Here is a 20,396-nt window from a genome sequence, read left to right as displayed (position 1 = left end):
AAGCTTTTAATTCGCAGACAAATCAAACTTTTTTGAGTATATGATGTCACTCTTTACCGTTTTAGGGGTTGTATATGTCAGTTGATAATGAGAATAAAAACACGCAAGAAGAGAAAAATGACAAGACTAAATTTATTGCGCGTTCACAAAAAATTGGTCCGGAAAAGAATGTAGAAAAAAGTAAAATAGAACCAGTTAGTGTTAAAGAAATAAGTAAAGAAGACAATATTAACGACAAATCTCACACTAAAAGACCCGAATCAAACACAGCTCCCCCCTCAACAAGAACAGAGGTAAACATCGCTGTGACGGGAGAAAACAGTTCGCCCAGCTATCAAACTCTAGAGAAAGGCCATTTAGTTAAAAATCGTTACGTGATTGATAGCCTAATTGGGCATGGTGGCCTATGTGACGTCTACAGAGCCAAAGATAAAGTTCTTGAATCATCTGGAGTCGCTAGTCCTTTTGTTGCACTCAAAGTATTGCAACACGAATACATCGACCAGCCAGAGACTGCACGAATGCTTATCCGAGAGGCGCAGCATACTCAAACCTTGAGTCACCCCAACATCATTCGCGTTTTTGATTTTGGCGTCGATAACAAAATTTATTTTATTGTGATGGAATACTTAGATGGAGAGACCATCGAACAATTGATCCAGCGTTCCAGACCCAATGGCTTGGCGTTTCCTAATGCCAAAGTCCTACTAAACCAAATACTCGACGCTCTGATATATGCTCATTCGCTTGATATCGTACACGCAGATCTAAAACCGGCTAACATCATGATCGATTCAGCCGGTACTGTGAAATTACTCGACTTTGGTGTGTCAAAAACTGAGCGCCTCAAACAAGATCAGTACGCCGCCAAGCGTAAAGTCGATGATCATCAAGTATTGGGATATACCCCAAATTATGCGTCCCTCAACATCATTAGTGGCAATAAGCCATGCAGGCAGGACGATCTGTTTGCGTTTGCGTGCATTGCATACGAACTCCTTTCTTGCAAGCACCCCTATAATCGTACCCCTATCGATTTGGCTAAGAAAAATGCGATTCCACTAAAGAAACCCTCTGGTTTTCCAAATGCCCTATGGCCCGATATTAAAACGATTCTCACCGACACTAGTGGTCAGTACAAACTCACTGCCGAGTCGCTGAAACAGAGACTCAACCAAAATAATCGCTCAAAATATGCAATAGCTGCATTGATTGTTCTCGGTTTATCCACCTCTTTTGGTGTTGCGTATCACTTAAACTCGCAGATCGTCCAGTTGGAAGAGGCCAATCGCCAATTGACTCATTCGCTACAAACGCAGCAACAGATCATTAATAGCCAGCCTGAATCCGTCTTTGAGCTCAGCGCATCCGATACCATCCATCCGGTTTTAAGAGCCGGATTACTGCGGCATCACAAGCAAACGCTTCTCGCGAAATTTGAGCAACAGATCGATGAAATTCTTAACCAAAGCAATAACGAATATCCCGATTACGATCAAGTCGAATCTGTCCTAAAGCACGCAGCCATCTACTACCCAGATTCCCACAAGCTTGAATTACTCAACCTTGATATGCGCTCGAGTAAGCGTTCAACGTTGTTGTCAATTGAAAGACACATCAACGCTGTGCTCGAAAAAGGTCAATACGATGCGAAGCAGGATGGAAAGTCGATCGTTGATCTCAACAATGATTTGAATTCCATTCAAAAGAACTATCCGCTCACTCCATCATCACTGGCCTTGGAAGTATTTGAGCAAAATCTTATTGACGCTATTGAGCAGCGTAACTCTATTTCACTCACAGAACTGCTGGCGATAGGCGAGACGTTTTTTAGTACTCATGAAGCTTCACAGCAGAGATTGTTACGTGCTAAAGAAGTGAATTCAGCCGTCATTGCCATGGAGAAGTGGAAACAAGCGGAAGAAAATGGAGAGCAGGCTATATACCCCTATGATGCAGCGCAGGTTCTTTATGGGCACAAGTTTTCCACATTACATGAAAAGCTTGAAAGCGCCACAACCGTTAACTCTCTCGATCAGTTGGTGGCCGATATCGATAACCTCGCCAAGGATTTCCCACCAAATTTCCCAAACATCTCTGATCTGCGTTTTCAAACTGCCAACAAATATCTGAAGTTTTCAGATATGCTGTTGAGAAAACGCCAATCAGTCAGTGCACGCAACGCGATGAAAAAGGCAAACGAACTGCTGCAGCAAGTCGACAGTACCGACTTTAGAGGCTAATATGCCGACAAAAACGGCCAAAGCGGGTGACGCTTTGGCCGTTTTAGGTTTCGTACAAGTACACCGAATTACAAAGGCTGGAATGCCGCTCTGTTGGAGACTTGCTCATACCACTTCTGAATGTGGCTGAACTGTTCAAAAACCGCAAGCTCAAGCCCTTTTACAGCAAACGTAACAAAAATGAACGCGGTGATATCAACAATCGTAAAGTGTTCGGTCGCAACATAAGTGCTTTCAGAAAGGCGCTTTTCCAATACTGGCAAAAATGCCTCAACACGTTTTTTAGATTCTACGCCCCATGCTTCCACGCACGTTTCTCTGTCTTGATATATAGCCGTAATATTGCGAAAAGCTTGGAATGCAGCGTAGAGACCTTGAAACTCGACAACACGGTGCCACATTTCGACTTGTGCTTTTTCTAAAGCGTCACGCCCAAACAGCGCCATTTCATTCGGATGAATCTCATCAAAATAACGACAAATCGCCACGCTTTCACACAGCGTAGTGCCATCGTCCAGCTCAAGCATCGGCACTTTACCATTGACGCTTTTCTGCAAAAATTCGGGTTTGAGGTTATCACCTTCTCTTACGTTGAGCTGAACACGTTCAACACTTGCACCAATTTCAGCCAAAAAGAACGTTACTCGGCGACAACTCGGGGTCATTTCTGTTTCATACAGTTTCATTTTTAGTCCTTTCTCTTTTCCAGAACGATCGTTTAGGTTAGAATGTACGTGTTTTATAAACGTTCAGTCAAGAATAATTTTTATTCAATAAGGTTTTGTTATGGCACGAAAGGCAAATTTCAATCGAGACGATAAGCTACTAGAAGCTATGGATCTCTTCTGGAGGAAAGGCTACGCCAGCACCGCCATTTCAGATTTGGTTGATGAGCTCAAAATAAACCGATTCAGTTTATACAACACATTTGGTGATAAGCAGCAGCTGTATTACGAAGCGCTTGAGATGTACTTAACATCGATCTCCTTTCCTTCTTTAAGTGATGTAAGCCAGCCTAATGCTTCGCTTGCTGAGCTTGAAGCTTTCTTAAATCATTTTGCTCAAATTCAAAGGGAAAGAAGCTGCGGTTGCTTTATGCAAAATGCGCTGGTTGAGCACGCTGGTGATGACGATGAAGTACTAAAGAAAGGCCACCGCTTGTTTGATCACCTGCTTGAAGTATTGACGAATGCCATAGAGAATGGTCAAAAAAGTCAACAAATTACGAACAATGTTCCGGCAGACTCTCTGGCAAAACTGGTCCTTAACCAAATGCAAGGAATGCGCGTTATGGGCAAAACGAAACGCTATGATGATTTAGAAATCGCGCTGCAGACGCTGCTCGCGCTCATCAAGTTGGATTCACGTCAATGAGCATCAACGTCATCGGAAAACGCTTAGAATATGGCGCAGACTTAAAACGCGAGATTGCCAATATCGTTATAGAGCATAACATCACTGCGGGAAGTATAGCGGCCTGTACTGGCTGCCTAAGCGAAGTGAAACTGAGGTTGGCTGGCGCGAAAAGTGAGTTCCAACAGCAAGCATGTTTTGAAATTGTCGCCATTACTGCCACCTTGACCCCTGAGCATCAGCATGTTCATCTTGCTATTGCGGATGAACACGGTCGTGTGTACGGTGGACACCTACTCGAAGGTTGCCTCGTTGATACCACCGTTGAGCTGATTGTTCACGCCTACCCTGCGTTGTATTTTGAGCGAGCTTGGGACGAAAAGACCGGTTACACCGAGCTTGTAATTAAGCAATAAACGTCAATCAAATTCGCGCTTGAGGGGTTTAACAACACTATCCAATCCTTCAATTTTGAGCGCAAGACAGAGCTGCATTAACTCACCGAGTTCTCCTTTCGGGAACTCGTCTTTGCGTGCAAACCAAAGTAAGTACTCTTCAGGCAAATCAATCAACACCCTTCCCGCATATTTCCCAAATGGCATTTGAATTCGCGCTAACTTGATGAGATTTTCTTTGGCAAGCATGTTCTGGTCCTTTAATTTATTGCGCGACAAGCTTACCATTAGCTGGCAATGACCACCAAGGACAGAAATTCATGAAGACCCCCTGTGTTGCAGCCTGTAAAAACAATGATGGCATCTGCGAAGGTTGCCTGCGCACAGTCACCGAGATAGCCAACTGGTCTCGATTCAACGATCTGCAAAGAGAAGAGATTATGGCTCAGCTCGATGGCCGTACTGCTACCCACGAGTGCCCAAACTGTACGAAACCAACGCAATGTGATATTGCCCAGGGAAAAACACACTGTTGGTGTTTTGACTTAGAAGAAAGAGAAGTGAGCGTGTCTAGCAAAGGTCTATGCCTTTGTCGACGCTGTTTAGAGAAAGCACCGATTGCCTAAACAATCGGCGCTCATGTCGCTACTTTTCTGTTAGTGCCGGCGTGTCAAACTGAACACCTGACCAACCAAAACGTATGAAATTGCGAATATTTTGATGGTCATCATTCTTGGGATGCAACAATACATCATGACGGTAATAGCGGCCAAAACACGCAAGCGTTTGTTCTTCGTTTAGCTCATTCAATTGTGCGAAAGAAAATATCTTACATGAGCCATTGTTTTGGCCCGCTTCGTTATGTGTGTCGCCATTTTGAAATGCCGCAGGCACAAATACATAATGGCTATCAATAACATCAATAACCTCTTGAAACTCCACTGCTTCGGGCGTTTCAGCTAACTTAGCCAGTAAATCCTTTAAACTCATTATCCTTCCTGTACAGCGTGATTAAAGAGTCAAAAAACTAATCGCTTTGTCGTCCCTTTTCAAGCCATTTATCCCAGTGAGTATACTTATCAGCAACCATGCTATCGAGTTGAAGATAGAAAATTGTTTCAAACCAATTCCAACACAAGCTAACCCGTTAAAACCTCAGCTTTTTTTATTAATAACGACTATCATTTACAACCTTAAGCGTTACGTTTACCATTCACGCTGTTTATATATTTATTAATTAGGTTCTGCTCTTTTGAAAAAACCTCGATTTAGTCACGTCTATTTTGGTATTTGGCTATTAGGAATACTCCTTGCCTCTTGCAGTGTCTTAGCCATTTGGCATATAGAATCTCATAGGGAATGGGAACGAGTAGAGCTCACCCAGCACCTTATATCACCTCCCATACTTTATGGTGGCAGTGCCTTTATTCTGGTTACTCTACTGACTCTTGTGGTTAGTCTATGGTTGCACCGCTACCAACAATGGACGGTGATTTCAAAACGATTAGCTAAAGAAAAAAACCGTACATTGGCAAAGCAAGCGGTGGAAGACAACCTAACCCGCCTTTACAATCGACATGCGCTCAATACTTATATCAACAAGAAGCTGGAAAAACTGGCCAAAGACCCTGACGAGGCCTTTTCCGTTCTCTTTATTGATTTGGATCGCTTCAAAGTCATCAATGATTCCATGGGACATTTGATTGGGGATTTGGTCTTAAAGCAAGTCGCCAGTAGACTGCTTCTCAATGCCCGAAAACAAGATTCCTGTTATCGATTTGGCGGAGATGAGTTTGTCATCTGCTTACCTGGCCTGCATAACCAAGAAACACTCGCGCGCATTGCTCGCCGATACGCAGAGTTGATCTGTGAACCTTATAATATTGAAGAAAAAATTTGCCAAATCGGCGTCAGTGTTGGAATTGCCACGGTTTCGGATTCCTCATACACCTTGGCAAAAATTTTGCGTGAAGCCGATACAGCGATGTATCGAGCGAAAAAATCGGAAGACAGTAAAGTGGTCTTCTTCGACAACGATATGTTTGTTCAAGCCACAAAACGATTCACTTTTGAGCAAGAGCTCTCTTTTGCGATTGAACGTGAACAGTTACACCTCAAATACCAACCCATTTTTAGCAATGATGGCGAAGAGTTGATCAGCGTTGAAGTATTATTGCGTTGGTATCATCCAGACAATGGTTGGATTTCACCCGCAGACTTTGTACCGATTGCCGAAGAAGCAGGTTTGATCAACAAAATTGGTGACTGGGTGATTGAACGTACCTGCCATGTCGTCGCTCAGCTTAGTGAGCGTTACTGCGCTCAAGAATTGCCACGTTTTAATATTAACGTTTCTGCGAAACAGTTTATCAACGGACAAGTTTTATACAGCCTTAACAGCCATTTAGCGCGCTTTGCTTGTCCCGCTGAGTTGATAGGGATTGAGATCACCGAAACCAGTTTATTATCCGATAGCAAAGCCACAATCGACGTGCTGAACAAGATCAAAGCACTCGGCATTACCATCTCACTGGATGACTTCGGCACGGGCTATTCATCACTTGCGATGCTGAATCAATACCCCATCGACGTAGTCAAAATGGATCGCAGTTTTGTAAAGCACGTTGATGATGTCCATCACCGCTCTGCCCAACTCTGTTTTGCGATCATCAACATGGCTCATACGATTGATCTTTCAGTGGTAGCAGAAGGTGTTGAAACACTTGAACAGTTAAAAATTCTCAAAACGTTCCATTGTGATTACATCCAAGGCTACCTCACTGCAAAGCCTATGAATTTGGAAGAGTTAGAGCAATTGTTTGGCACGATTACCCTAAAAAAAATAGCTTGATAGAGAAAAGTAGTCACACGTTTGTGATTACTGAGAAGGGATACTCTATCAAGCTGGTGAGGGTTGGGACACAAACGTTACCCTCAAATCAACAACCAGTTAACGAATGATCTGATCACATTTCGCGGCACAGATAAAATCATTCTTGTGTAAGCCTTTAATAGAATGGCTCCACCATGTCACCGTTACTTTACCCCACTCAAGTAAAATGGAAGGATGGTGGAACTCTTGTTCAGCGAGCTCAGCCACCTGATTACTGAACTGCCAAGCCTGCATAAAGTTTTTAAATTTATACACTTTTTCAAGTTGAGGAATACCTTCTCTTTCCATCAGGTGCCACCCTTCCAACTCTAGCAGTAATTCTTGCTGTTGTTGTGTCGTTAACGCTATCGCGTCGATACTACAAGCTTCGCATTTTAACTCATCAAGCATCTACAGTTTCCTTTGGTTCAAACAGCGGTGGAAGCAAGCCCGCACTCATTGCAAACTCGACTTCTTTCATTAAATCAATTTTGCTCAATTTGAAAAGAGCGTTAATTTCATCCAGTACAAAATACTTGGGTTGCATGATATCGATTCTATAGGGAGTTCTAAGCACCGTTTGGATATCAAACTTTGCTCGTTCTGGGCGTTCATCTTCCAGCGCATACACGGTTTCACCTGGAGATGAGAGAACACCGCCACCATAAATCCTCAACTCTCCCTCTTCTCTCAATAGACCAAATTCGACCGTAAACCAATAGAGACGAGCGAGGTAGGCTCTTTGCTTAGGTGTCGCCTGCTCGCCTAATTTGCCATAGGTTTCCGTAAAAGCGGCAAAATCAGGATTCGTCAACATCGCGCAGTGACCAAAGATTTCATGAAAAAAATCGGGCTCTTGCAAATAATCAAATTCTTCTCTGGTTCGTAAAAACGTCGCGACTGGAAACTTTTTGTTAGCCAACAGATTAAAAAAACGGTCGAAATTGATCAAAGCAGGGACTGGCTCCACACTCCAACCCGTACTCTCTGCAAGCACTTGATTAATTTCCGGCAACTGGGGAACGCGATCGGTTGGGAGATCGAGTAGCGCTAATCCATCAATATAGGCAGAACAGGCACGTCCCTGAATCATACTCAGTTGTCGGGTGATCAGATCCTGCCAAATCGCATCTTCTTCTTCCGTCCACTCAACGAATCCTTCGGAGTCGACGGGCTTTGAATGATAATGACTCATCACAACCTCAATTTAACAATCCATTTACAATAAGCCTATCTTTTGCACCGAACACTTCCAATCCTACTGACGCTTTTGCCAGCAAAATTAGGTGTAACATTTTCTTTACAAACTCATTTCAAACCCTTACATATCAAATAAATGTATCCTCGTTCACTGTTTGACTTTTGAGCAAAATAGAATAAAACTTATTTGTGTTAATGAATGGTTAACAATGAGAATAACAATGCCAACATCAAGCCCTATCTGGTCCCCTTCTCCAGAGAGAATTGCAACCAGCAACCTCAAAAAGTTCATAGAACACATCAACATGCAAGGTGAAGCCATCGAAAACTATGCACAGTTGCATCAGTGGTCGATTGTCGAAAATAAAAAGTTTTGGATGGAAATCTGGACCTTCTGCGATGTGATTGGTTACCAGGGTGACTGTATCGTCGGTGAAGGGAAGCCCAAATGGGGAAATTATTTTTCGCAAAGAGACAACCTTTGGTTCCCTCAAGCAGAACTCAACTACGCTGAAAACTTACTTTCTTCCGCCTACCAAAAACCGCAAGAGCCATCCATTATCTTCCGGAATGAACGGAATGAAGAATCCAGTCTTTCTTGGCAAGAACTGTGTGATCAAGTTTCAATCTTGCAGCAATGGTTAATTCGCAATGGTGTCGGTAAAGGCGATGTGGTGGCTGGCTATCTTCCCTATTTGCCAGAAACAGTCATTGCTATGCTGGCAACAACCAGTCTTGGTGCGGTTTGGACCTCCACTTCTCCCGACTTTGGTACAGATAGCGTTATCGAGCGATTAGGACAAGTGAACCCAAAAATTCTGTTTTGCTGCGATGGTTACTCGTTCAATGGCAAAACGTTCGATATGTCAGAAAAGAACCGAAAAATCGCCGAACAGCTACCAGACTTACTCAATATTTGTGAAATCGAGTATTTGGAATCTCCCGAGACGGACTACAACACCAACTACTCCACTTGGGCTGCCATAATAGAAAACTATGATGCCAAAGGTATCATCTACGAACGTGTACCTTTTAATTCGCCCTTGTTTATCCTCTACTCTTCCGGGACCACTGGCAAACCAAAGTGCATCATTCACACGGTGGGCGGAACCATTATCAATCACCTAAAAGAACATCAATTGCATTGCGATATTCAGCCGGATGATCGCGTTTTTTACTACACAACCTGTGGATGGATGATGTGGAACTGGCATGTGTCCACACTAGCCAGTGGCGCAACGCTGGTGATCTACGACGGTAGCCCCGTTTACCCAGAGCAATCGGTTTTGTGGGATATGGTGGATGATTGCCAAGTAACACTGTTTGGCACCTCAGCCAAATACTTAGAAGCGATTCAACACGCGCATTACGAGCCAGCACTATTCCATGAATTCAGTACGTTAAAAACGATCTGTTCGACGGGTTCCGTGCTCTATCCGGAGCAATTTGATTTTGTCTATTCGTCTATCAAATCCGACGTTCACCTTGCATCTATCTCTGGTGGCACCGACATTTGTGGCTGTTTTGTACTAGGTAATCCCATCTCGCCAGTCTACCGTGGAGAAGTACAGTACGCAGGCTTAGGAGTCTCTATCGCCGTTTACGACACCTCCGGACAGCCAGTCGTTGAACAACGAGGTGAACTGGTGTGTACCAACTCTCTGCCTAACTACCCGTTGGGCTTTTGGCACGATGATGGAGAGCGTTATCACCAATCATACTGGAGCAAGTACCCCAATGTGTGGCATCACGGTGATGATGTGATCATGACAAATCATGGTGGATTTGTTTTTTACGGGCGAAGTGACACCACACTCAACCCCGGTGGCGTTCGAATCGGCACTGCGGAGCTCTATCAACAAGTGAACGCACTGAACAGCATTGACGATTCGATTGCCGTGGGGAAAGTGAAAAACCGTAGCGAAGAGATCTGGCTGTTTGTTAAACCAGCGACGGGCTTCGACTTAAACGATAGCATTGCAGAACAAATCCGTTCAACGCTGAGAAACCACTGTTCACCACGCCACGTTCCCAGCCAAATTTTTGCTATTTCGGAGATTCCCAAAACGCGCTCAGGGAAGTTGGTCGAATTAGCGGTAAAACAAGTGGTGAATGGGGAAGAAGTGAAAAACCTCGGAGCGATCGCCAACCCAGAGGCTCTAGAAGAAATCAAACGCGTTACGCAAGCTTATCGCTAAGCTTTTCTTTGCATTAAGCCGCCAACTCGGCAACAGAAAAAGGCGAGCCCTACTATTGGCTCGCCTTTCATCATTCGCATATTAAGTTTGGTGTCGCGCCTTGGAGCTTGGTGGGCTAACTTAAGCGTTTCCCCTGACCAACAAAGACAGAATGTGTCTCCCCTTCAAACTGCATTTCGAAAGCGGGCGTCACGGAAACGTCTGCAAAGCCAGCCTGCTTTAAAAGCATTTCTGCTCTTTGCATCGTTAAGCCTTCCTCATCCGATTGCGCAACCCAATCCCAATGGATAAACGTACCGCCAATATTGAGTAGGCTATGTGAAACCTCTAAAGCAGTTTCTAGATCATCAATGAATGCGCAAACCGAAGACGCCACCACCACATCAAATTGCCCTCTGAATGCAGGATGTTGCGCCACCAATCCCCGAGTTAAACCGTCGACCACGGGTTCGACATTGGGCAACTGCTTTTTATCAAGCTCTTCAATCATCTCTTCAGAAGAATCCAAAGCGACAATATCTTTTGCTAATGGTGATATTTTTTGGCTTAACAAGCCAGTACCACATCCTAAGTCAAGGACTCTAGCGCCATTTAAACTCACTAAATCCTTTAACTGATTGAACACAGATTGTGAAAACTGTTCCGTTGCTGGATTGCTCTCCCACTCCTTCGCGGCTTCGTCCCAATTGTGTGCCATCACGGCCTCCATAATTACTTCTTGCAACGTGGATAGATTAACTCAAAATATTCCTTACGTCATAGAGTTATTATTGAAATTCCTCTATGCCGAAAGTGACTTAGCATGCAGGATGAATTTTCGCTATGCTATCGCCAAGTACATTTTTTCGAGTAGAGCATGAATCTTTCACAAATCGAAGCATTTTGCAGCATTGCTGAATTGGGCTCCGTCTCCGAAGCCGCTAGGCATCTCGACTGCAACAGAACCAAGCTGAGTATGTCGATAAAATCGCTGGAAAAAGAACTAGATATTGATCTCTTTGTACGCTCAGGCAACCAACTTACCCTCTCTGAAGCCGGTAAAGCTATCTTCAAAGACTGTGAAAACTTGCTCGTTACCGCACAGCGCATCAAGCAAACCTGCGCAGATGTCTCTGGGGTCTTTAATGCCGAGATGTGGATTGCCAGAGACGATTCATTACCCGATGAAATTTGGCAGGAGTTTTCGCACCAACTGAGTAAACAGTACCCGTCAACGGCTTTTAATATTGTGCTGGCTTCAAGCGGAGATTTAGCAAACTTGGTTGAAACAGGCCAAGTCGACTTTGCATTTGGTGTTGACTATGAACGCGTTGATAGCCCTAAAATCACCTACAGCCCTTTAGGCAAAATACGCATGATGTCAGTGTGTCGCATTGATCATCCATTGACCAAAATGCGCCGAGTCTCGGACGAAGATCTCCGTGCGCAAATGCAAGCACTCATGGTTTATCTTAACGAGAAAGACAATCCCGAATTGCGCCCTTTTTCACTTAAACACATCGGCTTCTCCTGCTTTGACTATATGTTGAACATGATTTTGCAAGAAGATGCTTGGGGCGTTTTGCCTGAACCTCTCATCAGGCTCTATTTACGTGAACAAAAACTGGCCGTGATCAAACACACTTATGGTTTGACACAAGAGGATTACTGTATGTTGACCCACAGCGGCATGAGTGAACACCCTGCAATGTCGTGGTTGGCAGACAAAATCAACGACTATTTGTTCGATTTCTAACTCGAGCACAGTGAGCGTCAATATTTATGACGCTCACTTTCATGGCTAACCAATTAATTTAAAAGACAAAAATCAAAACACATCAAGTTGACACATTTCATTCACTGACTTTTCATTTGTAAAATTTTGCCGTTACGCAAACAATAACAGAGTGTTTAGCAACCGGAATATTTTATGTGTGACAGGACAACTAAGAACGAAAACCGTATTCTGACTTTCTCAGCCCTTGCAGCATCGGGCTTTGCAGTAGCGGGATTGGTACTTGGCATGTTCGCAGGGTCACTGGTAATTATGTTTGATGGGGTGTATTCCCTCGTCAGCCTACTGTTAACTTTATTGTCGCTGGCAGCGTCTTACTATATCAACACACCTTCTCAACGTTTGTTTCCTTTTGGTAAAGCTGTCTTAGAGCCGATTGTTATCGCAATCAAGGCAATAGTGATTTTAATGGTGGTTGCTTACTCGCTTTATTCCGCCGTGTTTGATTTATTCAACGGTGGTCGTGAAGTCAATGCCTCTGTGGCGATTTTCTTTGAGACTTCGTGTGTGATTGGTTGTGCTTATGTCTGGTGGTATATCTCGAGAAAAAGTCGCCAATACTCCTCTGGCCTCATTGCTGCTGAAGTAAAACAGTGGCAAATGGATGCGTTGCTTAGTGCCGTTGTTACGATTGGATTTATCATGTCCATCGCCGTGACGTATAGCCCATATGCTGAATTTGCAGCCTATGCGGATCCAGTCATGATGCTGGCAATGTCGTTTTACTTCATCAAAGTACCAATGGGAATGTTGAAAGAAGCTTTGCGCGAGCTGCTCATGATGTCCCCAGACGAAGAACTTTGTCGAAGTGTCGGCAGTGATATCGAGTTCATCGAGAAACAAACTTCCCAACATCTTAAACTTGCAGGTGTTGCTAAAGTCGGGCAAGAATTACGCGTTAACGTTGACTTGCATGTCAAGAACAAGACGTTGGCCCTGGCAGAACTGGAAAGTACTCGAAATAAACTGAAGAAGCAGCTCTCTAAGCATCCGTTCAAATTGCAGCTCAATGTGAACGTCGCTTTCTAATTCAAAGCTCTTCCACATGACGCCGTCTTACTAGACGGCGTTTTTATTTCTGGTAAGCCACCAACATGTCAGTGAACCAATGGTTACCATAGCGACACCCTGCCAAAATGTACTGGGTAAACTCACGGCAAGAATCATCGAAGACAATAAAGAAGAAAGAATTGGCGTAAAGTAAGACATTGTCGCAAGCAGAACCATATTCCCGCCAACGATCGCGACATTCCACAACGCATATCCTCCCGCCATCAATGCCGAGGCAACAAACAGAACCCCGACACCTTGCCACTCAAAATGCAAAGAGGGAACAGAACCAGAGAGCCACCATTTCACCCATAAGGTTATTGCCGTGGCGATAAAAAACAGCGTGATTGCGTTATGTTTGCAGCGCGCTCTTTGCGTCACATTGCAATAAATCGCCCAGATGATTGCCCCAGCAAAAGCCATGATAAACACCAAAGGATTGGCCATCACATTCGCCTGAATCATTGTCAGTGATACACCATCATCACCGCTGACCGTCCACGCTACGCCAATAAAGGCTAGTAGAACCGCAGGATAAAGCCACAAGCTGGTTTTCTTAGCGCTCCCCCACACCGCAAACAACACCGTCAAAGCTGGCCAAAGATAATTGACGATTGAAACTTGAATAGATTGCATTCGACTATCGGCATAACCCAACGCCAGTGCTAGGAGAATTTCATAGCTGACAAACAAGGCGCCACCAACCAAAAGGTAGCGTTTGGGGAAATAGCTCAACTTTGGAATGCCAAGCACCATCACCAACAAAATCGCACTCAAGCTGTAGAGAAGAGCCGCCCCACCCAACGGGCCAAAATATTCCGCAACCATACGCGTCATGGCCAGTAAACAGCTCCAAAATAAAATGGCGAGCAAACCAAATAAGGTGTAACGATGGGTTGTTGTCATTATCTGTGATCCCTAGCGCAGCAACGGCATATCAAACGAAGAGCTTACTGCAAAACTGACCTAGTTCAAAAACAAACACCACCAAACTCGATATAAACAAAACGATCCCGTCAGTTAGGAGTTACTATGAAACGTTTTCTTCCGTCTAGTGTCATGCTTACCCCCTTCGTTGTCCGTCATTACCAAGAAGAGGAGTCGGAGCATCAAGAACAAGAAACCTCCCTGCAGCACAGTGACGAACCTCGCCAAGAAAGCGATCACGAAAGTCGCAAGGTCGACATTGAATAGCCGCACAGAATCGGTATCGCACTTTTCCACTCACAGGCAAAGTTGGTTAAGCTGAGCAAACGGAACTCCGTCAAAAGGAAGGTAAGAAATGAAAAAAGTAGCGGTGATACTCAGTGGCTGTGGTGTGTTTGATGGCAGCGAAATTCACGAGGCAGTTCTAGCTCTCTATGCAATTGAGAAAGCAGGTGCAAGTTGGCACTGCTATGCGCCAAACATCCAACAACTGCATGTGATCAATCATAAAACCGGTGAAGAGATGGACGAATCCAGAAACGTTTTGGTGGAGTCTGCCCGTATCGCACGTGGCAATATCGACGATGTCAGTAAACTAAGGGTCGATGATTACGATGCGCTGCTTTTGCCGGGCGGATTTGGCGCAGCAAAAAACTTAACCAATTTCGCTATTTCTGGCGCTGAATGCCAAGTAAATGAAAGTGTCGCCAAAGCCTGTCGCGACTTTGCCCAAGCAGGCAAACCAGCAGGTTACTTGTGCATTGCACCAACCATTATCCCTATGGTCTACGCTTCAGGCGTTGAAGGCACCATTGGCAACGATGTCGCAACCGCGGCGGCATTTAGTCAAATGGGAGGTAAGCACGTCGAGTGCTCAGTCGAAGAGATGCATTTCGATCCGCAACATAAGGTGCTTTCCACCCCAGCTTATATGCTTGCAGGTTCCATTGTCGAAGCTGCATCAGGGATCGAGAAACTGGTTAACAAATTGATCGAAATCGCCTAAACAACCATCTCGCGATTTAACTACTCAATTCCCTCCCATCCTTTGGGGGGGAGTAAATTCCAGCGTCGCATTTCCGAATCACTGTAAAGAGGCCTTCCCTGATTACCGATTTGGATGGGAATCGCGTCAGCCGATTTACCATCAATCAGTTGATTGATAATTCGACCAACATGTCGACCTTGAACTTCACCAAACAATACTACGCCACCTGCCGTTTTTCCTTTGCCAACCGAAAAGTCCCAAAAACCAAACAAAGGCACTTCCGAATGTTGATTGGTCCAAAATAAGATCTCATCGGAAGGAACACTGTTCCCCTCCTCATCCACGAGCGTGTGATACAGCCCAACTAAAATCGCGTCGACGCTTTCCTCTTTCGCTCGTCTTACCATCTCTTGCCAATGAGCCTGAGTATCGACAAGATAAATCGCCACTTCGACCCCCAAACTCTTTTTAATCATCTGATATTGGCTTTCAATATATTCCCCTGCAATGGCAGAGGTCACGCCAGAGTCAAACAATACCCAAATTTTCAATGGTGAGCGGCCAAGAATCCGCTTGATTTCCCCAACGTTTTTCACAAACAGAGGCAACTCTAAAATGCCGGTCACTTTGGCTTGTCCAGGATAGTCCGCAAACAGCTTACGAGGGTTGGAATTAATACCAAGAAACACCATGGAAATAGGTTCATCGTACAGATACGGATAGAGATAACTCAGCGCATTATCGTCACCCAGTACGACAACATCTGGCTTCATAGCCTGGTACTTCGCAAACGCTTTTTCCGCCATTGCGGCGTATTGCTCTTTGGGGACTCGCTTAGTGTTCATTTCAAAAGTGGCTATCTGAGCGCGCTCACCGACCTCTTGCCGAATCCCATACAAATAGCTTTCATCCCACTCATACTGAGCATGATAGCTCTCAATGATCAGCACTTTTGCACTATAAGCGAAAGAAGGAACACAGGTCCAACTTAGTATTATCAACGCTAAAACGGCTCTCATGTGACGGCCTCTCGATGACGTCATGAACTGAGTGTAGTCAAACTCCTCGAATTACGCTTATTTCAATCGAGTTCAGCATGGGTGTCTATAATGAAGCTATTAGAACCAAGAAAAGCTGGGATGCTATGAGCCGTAAACACAATTATGAAGAAAGTATCAATAATCCGCTGTTTAGCCGAATAGGCCGTCGAATCATTCTCATCATGATATTGTTGAGTGGTCTTTTTACCTTGCTTACCACCCTGCTCCAGCTCTACTGGGATTACGACAAGGAGTTTAATGATGTTGAACAACGTCACTACGAAATTCAAAATGTTCATGCAGGGCTGCTGTCGGCGTCGTTGTGGTCATTCGATTTGGTGCTCTTGCAAGAACGACTCGATGGTTTAGTGAACCTACCGAAAATTGACTACCTTGAAATCAAATCGGAAGACTACACCTTCAGCGCAGGAAAACGTGCAGAACAGGGAGCCATTGCCGATACCTACCCACTGACCTACCACAATGCCATGGACGGCAATATGGAGACCATAGGTACCATCTATGTTGAATCTGACGCGCAAGAAATTTATCACTATTTGCTGAAACAATTCCTCGTGACCCTCACACTCAACGCGTTAAAAACGGCCTTTGTTTGCTACATCATATTGATGATCTTTCACGCCAGCGTGAATCGTCGGATCTTCGAAATCGCTCAGTATCTCCGTCGTTACAATCCACGTCATCCTTCAGAACCGCTTCAACTTGCGCATTACCAATGGATCATGGAGAACGATGACGAGCTCGATTGGTTAGGCGAAGAGACCAACCGAATCACTGGCAATGTCACCACCTTGTATCGCAATATCAAACAGGAACAAGAGCGGCTGGCGGATTTCACCCACGTCTCCTCAGATTGGTTATGGGAAACCGACGAGCTGGGCAGGCTGACATATTGTTCAGAAGCCATGATGGAACAGTTGGGCATCGAGCCTTTAGAAAAGCCGTTACTGATTGAAATTGAAGCCTTATCTGATGCCAAAAATCTCACCAGTTACATGCTTAAACGTAACGACTTTTCCATGTGTGAAGAGAGCATCACCTTAAACTGCATTACTTACCATTTTCTTTTTCAAGCCATAGCGAAATATGAAGAAAACAAATTTCTCGGTTTTCGTGGCACCACGATTAATATTACGGACCTCAAGCTCACGCAGATCGAACTGCAACAACTCAACCAAAACCTTGAGCATGAAGTGGCGGTAAGAACCCTCGACTTAAAGCAAAGCATGGAACAGCTCAAAGCCACACAAGAACAGCTAGTGGAATCAGAAAAACTGGCAGCATTGGGCGGGCTTGTTGCTGGTGTTGCACACGAAGTCAACACCCCACTTGGTATCGCCGTGACCGCCTCTTCGATTATTCGAGATGCCTCCATTGAGCTCAATCAAGCCTTTTCCAATCAAACTTTAACCAGCACGCAATTTGCCGACGTCATGCAGAGAATTTCTGACAGCAGCCAAATGCTGGAAAACAACCTTAACCGTGCAGCGAAACTGATCCGAGATTTCAAACAAACGGCGGTCGATCAAATCTCCGAAAGCCGCAGTGAGTTCAATGTCAAACAAGTGCTTGATGCGTTAATGGCCAGCCTGCATCCCGAAACACGCAAGGTGCCTGTGGCTCCCATCGTGGAGTCGCCAGAGGATGTGGTCATGAACAGTTTGCCCGGTGTTCTCACTCAAATCGTCTCAAATCTTGTCCTCAACAGTGTCAATCACGCCTTCAGTACTCAACCAAACCCCGAGATTCTTGTCCGCATTTCTGAACAAGAACAAAACGTCATATTGGAGTATCAAGACAACGGCTCCGGCGTTGAAGAGTCGTTACATCAAAAGATTTTCGAGCCGTTTTATACCAGTAAACGAGGAAAAGGTGGTTCTGGATTAGGCTTAAATCTGGTGTTTAATTTAGTCAAACAAAAGCTCAAAGGTGACCTCTCTTTTCATTCAGAGCCAAACCAAGGTGTGCATTTTGTGATTACACTGCCCAAAGAACTGCCAATGCAAATAGAGCTTGCTCAGAAAAGTGCCTGATTTCAATAACAAGAACCCCGTGCTAAATAGCACGGAGTTCGCAAAAAAAACAAGAGCGGAGAAATAAGAAAGGATACCCAAAGGACTCGCTAGTCAGGGTGCTGAATACGAATATCGATAAACGCTTGCCAATTTTCGAACAACAAATCCACTAATCGGGGATCGAAATGTTTGCCTTTTTGCGCTTCGATTTCTTGGCGAATTTGTTCGTCAGACCACGGTTCTTTGTAGCTGCGTTTTGCCCCTAACGCATCAAACACATCCGCCAAGCCCGTAATTCGGCCACTGATCGGGATCGACTCTCCTTTCAGCCCCATCGGATACCCTGAACCGTCCCACTTTTCGTGATGTGTCCCAGCGATTTCTTTCGCAATGGCGAAGAGGCGTCGTTTGGATTTACTCAAGATGTTGACGCCATATTCGACGTGCTTTTTCATGATTTCCCACTCTTGCGCATCCAGCTTACCGGGCTTGTGAAGAATGCTGTCAGGAATCGCCACTTTGCCCACATCATGCAACGGTGAGGCGTGCTTGATCAAATTGACTTCGAAATCACTGAGTCCGTACAACTGCGCCAGTTTCTCTGAAATCAACGAAACGCGTTGTACGTGCGCACCAGTTTCTTTACTGCGCGCTTCCACCGCATTGGCAAGGTTGTAGACCAGTTCCTTGGAGGTCTCTCGGACATCAAGCAACAAATTAAGATTTTCAAAGGTGAGCCCAATATTTTGCATATAGATTTCAAGCAGTTGTCGATCTAACTCAGACAACTGCTTGTTGAGATTTACATAGAGTAAATTGTCCACGCCCTGTTCATCGTGGCTATACAATACAAACGCATCACCAAAGTGTGTGGTTTGATGGCTCTCCAACACTTGTTGACAGCGTTCTGCCACCAACTCTGGCAATTTTTCAAACGCACACTCAGAGTAGAGATCGACATAAGAACCCGTTGCTGCCAGCGTCATGGCTCGGCAAACCTCGCCGTTAGGGTCGGGTTTAACAATGCAATAAAAAGCGGATTTTTCTAACTTGAGCAGTGAAGTGAGCTGTTCTAGCACGGCTGAAGCGTAATTCTGCAGAGAGGTGGTATTTTGTACATATGCAGAGGCTTGAATCACCTTACTCAAGCCCTCTTTTTGTTCTTCAATCAAGCAAAGGTCGCGATAGGCGCGCAACATGGAATAGAGAACCGTTTTCAATTTTTGCGTGGTGAGCTCGGTTTTTTCTTTATAATCATCAATCTCATATTCCTTGATGACGATATCTTCCGGTGCCTGCCCTGCTTGCCCCGTCCTGAGCACGAGGCGAATCAAGCGGTTCTTTAGTTGCTCACGAATGAACTTAACCAACTCGAGGCCCGCATGTTCGGTTTCCATCACCACATCGACAAAAGCAACGGCAATATCCGTTTGCTGCTGTAAAATCTGCCGAGCCTCTTGTCCTGATAGCGCGGAAATAAGTTCCAACTTTCTCTCTTGGAACTGAAAACCACTAAGCGCTAATCGAGTGACCTGATGCATTTGTTCATCATCATCCACCAGCAAAACTTTCCATGGCTTACATAGGCGAAGGCTCTGTGTAGGCTCTTGAGGTTGATTTTCTGCACGATGGTCTGCAAACAAGTCCATTTGTCACCCTTTCATTTTTATTACTCACCTTCTAGGTTTAGCACAAATCCAGCAGAGAAAGAGGAGCAAAAGCATAAAAACAGCCTGATGAGTTTCAATCGCTTAGCGTTTCTTCAAAAATGCCAAGTTCTTTGCCTAGCCAGTGAGCGCGTTCAGTGTGGTCGAGTAAATGCTCGTCACTGACCGGATGAATCAATACGGACAGATCGCCGCGATGTGCATCTAACCATTCAATCAGCCCTTGTTGATTATCGTGAAAGTGCAGTTCAAACATCGGCATCTTATGCGGGCCAACGAGACGATCGACCAGCGGAAATATCGCTGTGACATCTTGGCGTTCATTGCGGATCTGCTGATGGATCTTCAACGCATCTTGACGACGAATCAGGGGGTAATAAACATGGGCGTGAAACATACAGAGTAACCTTTTGAAATAATTTGTTTCATTCTAGCGGTTTGTTGAGCGTTTCCAATCAACAGATATCGATAGAGTCTATCAAAAAAATCGAACTTCCCTATGAAAAAGCCCCTTTTGTCACATTGCTGAGGCGAAAAACAGGTGCTAGACTTTCGGCGATCAACGCTTCATATAATCCTAATGATATGGTTTGGGAGTTTCTACCAAGAGCCTTAAACTCTTGATTATGAAGTCTGTCGCTTTATCCGAAATT

Annotated in this window: 21 protein-coding genes and 1 riboswitch; of the genes, 11 read left to right on the top strand and 10 right to left on the bottom strand. The window is 44.7% G+C overall.

Translation table 11 applies throughout. From position 1 onward, the window contains the following. Positions 1–74 precede the first annotated feature (74 nt). The gene (locus AOT11_RS20785; protein WP_017422719.1) at positions 75–2,243 is read left to right on the top strand and encodes a serine/threonine-protein kinase; all 2,169 of its coding nucleotides are present in this window, start codon (positions 75–77) and stop codon (positions 2,241–2,243) included. Positions 2,244–2,311: 68 nt separating this feature from the next. Here AOT11_RS20785 and AOT11_RS20780 read toward each other — a convergent pair whose 3' ends face one another. Next, complete coding sequence (locus tag AOT11_RS20780; RefSeq protein WP_017422718.1) at positions 2,312–2,929, bottom strand: glutathione S-transferase; 618 nt, start codon at positions 2,927–2,929, stop codon at positions 2,312–2,314. Positions 2,930–3,029: 100 nt separating this feature from the next. Here AOT11_RS20780 and AOT11_RS20775 point away from each other — a divergent pair, with 100 nt between their 5' ends. Continuing rightward, complete coding sequence (locus tag AOT11_RS20775; protein ID WP_017422717.1) at positions 3,030–3,617, top strand: TetR/AcrR family transcriptional regulator; 588 nt, start codon at positions 3,030–3,032, stop codon at positions 3,615–3,617. Next, positions 3,614–4,012, top strand: a complete 399-nt coding sequence (locus tag AOT11_RS20770; RefSeq protein ID WP_017422716.1) for a PPC domain-containing DNA-binding protein — start codon at positions 3,614–3,616, stop codon at positions 4,010–4,012. Before AOT11_RS20775 ends, AOT11_RS20770 begins: the two co-directional genes overlap by 4 nt. Before the next feature lie 3 nt (positions 4,013–4,015). On the opposite strand, the gene AOT11_RS20765 is transcribed toward AOT11_RS20770, so the two are convergent. Continuing rightward, the gene (locus tag AOT11_RS20765; RefSeq protein ID WP_026050817.1) at positions 4,016–4,240 is read right to left on the bottom strand and encodes a DUF3820 family protein; all 225 of its coding nucleotides are present in this window, start codon (positions 4,238–4,240) and stop codon (positions 4,016–4,018) included. A 71-nt stretch (positions 4,241–4,311) separates the two neighbouring features. Here AOT11_RS20765 and AOT11_RS20760 point away from each other — a divergent pair, with 71 nt between their 5' ends. After that, complete coding sequence (locus AOT11_RS20760; protein ID WP_017422714.1) at positions 4,312–4,617, top strand: cysteine-rich CWC family protein; 306 nt, start codon at positions 4,312–4,314, stop codon at positions 4,615–4,617. Positions 4,618–4,636: 19 nt separating this feature from the next. Here AOT11_RS20760 and AOT11_RS20755 read toward each other — a convergent pair whose 3' ends face one another. Then, positions 4,637–4,981: a HopJ type III effector protein gene (locus tag AOT11_RS20755; protein WP_017422713.1), complete on the bottom strand. Its 345-nt coding sequence runs from the start codon at positions 4,979–4,981 to the stop codon at positions 4,637–4,639. A 262-nt stretch (positions 4,982–5,243) separates the two neighbouring features. On the opposite strand from AOT11_RS20755, the gene AOT11_RS20750 reads away from it, so the two are divergent. Beyond that, on the top strand, positions 5,244–6,842 hold the full coding sequence (locus tag AOT11_RS20750) for a putative bifunctional diguanylate cyclase/phosphodiesterase (RefSeq protein WP_225460600.1): 1,599 nt from the start codon (positions 5,244–5,246) through the stop codon (positions 6,840–6,842). Positions 6,843–6,941: 99 nt separating this feature from the next. Here the strand turns inward: AOT11_RS20750 and AOT11_RS20745 are convergent, their stop codons facing one another. Both AOT11_RS20745 and phhA read right to left on the bottom strand, forming a co-directional pair. Next, on the bottom strand, positions 6,942–7,274 hold the full coding sequence (locus tag AOT11_RS20745; RefSeq protein ID WP_011081408.1) for a 4a-hydroxytetrahydrobiopterin dehydratase: 333 nt from the start codon (positions 7,272–7,274) through the stop codon (positions 6,942–6,944). Further along, a complete protein-coding gene (gene phhA / locus AOT11_RS20740) occupies positions 7,267–8,058 on the bottom strand; it encodes a phenylalanine 4-monooxygenase (protein ID WP_011081409.1) in 792 nt (263 codons plus the stop codon). Before phhA ends, AOT11_RS20745 begins: the two co-directional genes overlap by 8 nt. A 226-nt stretch (positions 8,059–8,284) precedes the next feature. Between phhA and AOT11_RS20735 the strand changes: the two genes are divergently transcribed. Continuing rightward, a complete protein-coding gene (locus AOT11_RS20735; protein ID WP_026050815.1) occupies positions 8,285–10,261 on the top strand; it encodes an acetoacetate--CoA ligase in 1,977 nt (658 codons plus the stop codon). Positions 10,262–10,376: 115 nt separating this feature from the next. Here AOT11_RS20735 and AOT11_RS20730 read toward each other — a convergent pair whose 3' ends face one another. Beyond that, the gene (locus tag AOT11_RS20730; protein ID WP_017422709.1) at positions 10,377–10,970 is read right to left on the bottom strand and encodes a class I SAM-dependent DNA methyltransferase; all 594 of its coding nucleotides are present in this window, start codon (positions 10,968–10,970) and stop codon (positions 10,377–10,379) included. Between the two features lie 147 nt (positions 10,971–11,117). Between AOT11_RS20730 and AOT11_RS20725 the strand changes: the two genes are divergently transcribed. Together AOT11_RS20725 and AOT11_RS20720 are read left to right on the top strand one after the other, a co-directional pair. Continuing rightward, positions 11,118–11,996 carry a LysR family transcriptional regulator gene (locus AOT11_RS20725; RefSeq protein WP_011081412.1) on the top strand — a complete coding sequence of 293 codons (879 nt, stop codon included), beginning with the start codon at positions 11,118–11,120 and terminating at the stop codon, positions 11,994–11,996. Positions 11,997–12,170: 174 nt separating this feature from the next. After that, complete coding sequence (locus AOT11_RS20720; RefSeq protein WP_017422708.1) at positions 12,171–13,064, top strand: cation diffusion facilitator family transporter; 894 nt, start codon at positions 12,171–12,173, stop codon at positions 13,062–13,064. 30 nt (positions 13,065–13,094) lie between these two features. Here the strand turns inward: AOT11_RS20720 and yddG are convergent, their stop codons facing one another. Beyond that, the gene (gene yddG, locus AOT11_RS20715; protein WP_017422707.1) at positions 13,095–13,991 is read right to left on the bottom strand and encodes an aromatic amino acid DMT transporter YddG; all 897 of its coding nucleotides are present in this window, start codon (positions 13,989–13,991) and stop codon (positions 13,095–13,097) included. Positions 13,992–14,117: 126 nt separating this feature from the next. Between yddG and AOT11_RS23650 the strand changes: the two genes are divergently transcribed. Both AOT11_RS23650 and elbB read left to right on the top strand, forming a co-directional pair. Then, on the top strand, positions 14,118–14,279 hold the full coding sequence (locus AOT11_RS23650) for a hypothetical protein (protein ID WP_017422706.1): 162 nt from the start codon (positions 14,118–14,120) through the stop codon (positions 14,277–14,279). Between the two features lie 88 nt (positions 14,280–14,367). Next, the gene (gene elbB / locus AOT11_RS20710; RefSeq protein WP_017422705.1) at positions 14,368–15,018 is read left to right on the top strand and encodes an isoprenoid biosynthesis glyoxalase ElbB; all 651 of its coding nucleotides are present in this window, start codon (positions 14,368–14,370) and stop codon (positions 15,016–15,018) included. A 20-nt stretch (positions 15,019–15,038) separates the two neighbouring features. Here elbB and AOT11_RS20705 read toward each other — a convergent pair whose 3' ends face one another. Then, positions 15,039–16,019 carry an ABC transporter substrate-binding protein gene (locus AOT11_RS20705; RefSeq protein WP_017422704.1) on the bottom strand — a complete coding sequence of 327 codons (981 nt, stop codon included), beginning with the start codon at positions 16,017–16,019 and terminating at the stop codon, positions 15,039–15,041. Between the two features lie 77 nt (positions 16,020–16,096). Between AOT11_RS20705 and AOT11_RS20700 the strand changes: the two genes are divergently transcribed. Continuing rightward, positions 16,097–18,094, top strand: coding sequence for a PAS domain-containing sensor histidine kinase (locus tag AOT11_RS20700; RefSeq protein WP_017422703.1), 1,998 nt, complete (start codon positions 16,097–16,099; stop codon positions 18,092–18,094). A gap of 89 nt (positions 18,095–18,183) precedes the next feature. Here AOT11_RS20700 and AOT11_RS20695 read toward each other — a convergent pair whose 3' ends face one another. Beyond that, positions 18,184–19,725 (bottom strand): DUF3369 domain-containing protein, encoded by a 1,542-nt coding sequence (locus AOT11_RS20695; protein ID WP_017422702.1) that lies wholly within the window; start codon positions 19,723–19,725, stop codon positions 18,184–18,186. Between the two features lie 94 nt (positions 19,726–19,819). Beyond that, the gene (locus AOT11_RS20690; RefSeq protein ID WP_011152302.1) at positions 19,820–20,140 is read right to left on the bottom strand and encodes a DOPA 4,5-dioxygenase family protein; all 321 of its coding nucleotides are present in this window, start codon (positions 20,138–20,140) and stop codon (positions 19,820–19,822) included. Positions 20,141–20,290: 150 nt separating this feature from the next. Next, a riboswitch (purine riboswitch) is annotated at positions 20,291–20,390 on the top strand. The last annotated feature ends 6 nt before the right edge of the window (positions 20,391–20,396 follow it).

Origin of the sequence: Vibrio vulnificus NBRC 15645 = ATCC 27562 (assembly GCF_002224265.1) — a bacterium.
Taxonomy (GTDB): domain Bacteria; phylum Pseudomonadota; class Gammaproteobacteria; order Enterobacterales; family Vibrionaceae; genus Vibrio; species Vibrio vulnificus.
This window is presented reverse-complemented; position numbering and strand designations above follow the sequence as displayed.